The 2,046-nt window shown below is 74.6% G+C and carries 2 protein-coding genes; both read left to right on the top strand.

Translation table 11 applies throughout. The features are described 5' to 3' along the window. Positions 1 to 1,256: glycosyltransferase family 4 protein (locus tag V7793_RS36870; RefSeq protein ID WP_336014040.1), on the top strand; the 1,256-nt coding region annotated here is incomplete at its 5' end. A 37-nt stretch (positions 1,257 to 1,293) separates the two neighbouring features. After that, positions 1,294 to 1,989, top strand: a complete 696-nt coding sequence (locus V7793_RS36865; RefSeq protein ID WP_336014039.1) for a hypothetical protein — start codon at positions 1,294 to 1,296, stop codon at positions 1,987 to 1,989. The last annotated feature ends 57 nt before the right edge of the window (positions 1,990 to 2,046 follow it).

Genomic DNA, 2,046 nt, shown 5'->3' with positions numbered 1-2,046 from the left:
TGCTCGCCCTGCGGCCGTACCCGGTGCTGTGGGCGCTCGCGGTGCTCGTCGTGCTGGGCGCCGCGGGCCGGGCGGCTCGTACCCGTCCCCGCCGGCCCGGCCCGTACCGCGTGCTCCACCTGGGCTTCGAGGACCCCCGGCGGCCCGGCGCCGGTGGCGGCTCGGTCCGTACGCACGAGGTCAACCGGCGGCTTGCCGCGCGCGGCGTCGAGGTGACCGTCGTCGTCGCCCCCTGGCCCGGCGCCACGGAGACCGTCCGCGACGGCGTCCGGTACGTACCCCTGCCCGCGCGCCCCGGGCCGCCGGCCCGCAGCCGCTTCGCCGCGCAGATCGCCTACTTCGCCGTCATCGTCACCCGGCTGGGGCGGCTGACACGCCGGTACGACCCGGACGTCGTGGTGGAGGACTTCGCCGCCCCGTTCTCGTCCGTCTGCGTCCCCTACCTGACCCGCAGGCCGGTCGTCGGGCTGGTGCAGTGGCTGTTCGCGGCGGACAAGGCCCGCGAGTTCCACCTGCCCTTCGGCGCCGTCGAGCGGCGCGGGCTCGCCTCCCACACCACGCTGCTCGCGGTCAGCGACGACCTCGGCGCGGAGCTGGCCCGGCGCAACCCGGCCGCGCGCGTGGAGGTGATCCCCAACGGCGTCGACCGGGCCGCGTTCACCCGGCCCGTCGTCGAGAGGGGTGACCACGTGCTCTACCTGGGCCGCCTGGAGACGACGTCGAAGGGCCTGGACCTGCTGCTGCGCGCCTACGCCCTCGCCGCCCCGCACACCAGCGCCGCCCTGCACATCGCCGGCGACGGCCCCCACACCGACGCCGCCCGCGCCCTGTCCGCCGGGCTGGGCATCGCCGACCGCGTCCGCTGGCTGGGCCGCGTCGACGGCCCGGCCCGCTTCGACCTGCTGGCCTCGGCCCGCCTGGCCTGCGTCCCCAGCCGCCAGGAGACCTTCGGCATGGTCGCCGCCGAGGCCCTGGCCACCGGCACCCCCGTGCTCGCCTTCGACATCCCCCGCCTGCGCGACCTGGTCACCGACGACGTGGGCGTACGCGTCCCGCCCGGCGACCTCCACGCCTACGCGGCCGCCCTGGCCGCGCTCACCCGCGACCCGGCCCGCTGCGCGGCGCTGGGCGCGAAGGGGCCGCCGACCGTGGCCCACCTGGACTGGGACCGGATCGCCGCCGCACAGCTCGCGGCCTACCACCGGGTCACCCCGGGCGTCCGGCTCCCGCACGAGGCACCCGTCACCGACGGGTGACCGCCCAGAAGAGAAACCGAGAGAAGAGGACAAGAACATGGCATTCCACATCACCCAGGGAAGCCCGAACCCGCAGGTCCTGGAGCCGGGGACGAACGCCTCGTTCGCGATCGAGGTGTACGTCGACGGCGACCCGGTCGGGCCCGGCGAGATCATCCAGGTGAAGCTCCCGGAGGGCCTGGTCTTCCCCCCGACCGGCGAGATCCGCTTCATGAACCTGGACGCCGGCATCAACCGGCCGCTGCCCATCGAGAGCCGCGACCCCGACGGCCGCCTGGTGCGCTTCAAGGCCGAGACGATCGGCAACAAGCCCGAGGGCTTCTACTCCGTGAACGTGCAGGCGGCAGCGGCCGCCGCACCGGGGGACCGCACCGTCCCCGACGGCTTGTCCATAGGCGCCACCACGTCGAAGCTCAGCTTCCGCATCAGCGCGCCGCAGCCGGTGGAGAAGCGGGTGTACGGAACCGTCACGGCGGCCGGCGGCGTCGGCGCGGGCTCCGGCTTCCGTTCGGTCCGGTCGGCGACCTCGACCTACACGATCACGTTCGCCAAGCCCTTCACCTCCCCGCCGGTCGTCGTGGCCACAGCGGCGCAGGGGAGCGCGACGGCGATCGTCACGGTGGCCGGCGTTTCCCTGACCTCGGCCGTGGTCTACACCGCGAGCACGAGCGGCACCTATGCCCCCCTGCCGTTCCACTTCATCGCCATGGGGCCTGCGGCGCCCGCGGCCTAACCGTCCCCATCGGCGCCCCACGGTCGAACGTGTAACCGGATTGATGCAATCCGACCT

The sequence above is a fragment of the Streptomyces sp. KLMMK genome (genome assembly GCF_036961605.1).
In the GTDB taxonomy this organism is placed as follows: domain Bacteria; phylum Actinomycetota; class Actinomycetes; order Streptomycetales; family Streptomycetaceae; genus Streptomyces; species Streptomyces telluris.
The sequence above is the reverse complement of the archived record's forward strand: the minus strand, read 5'-3'. Positions and strand labels throughout refer to the sequence as shown.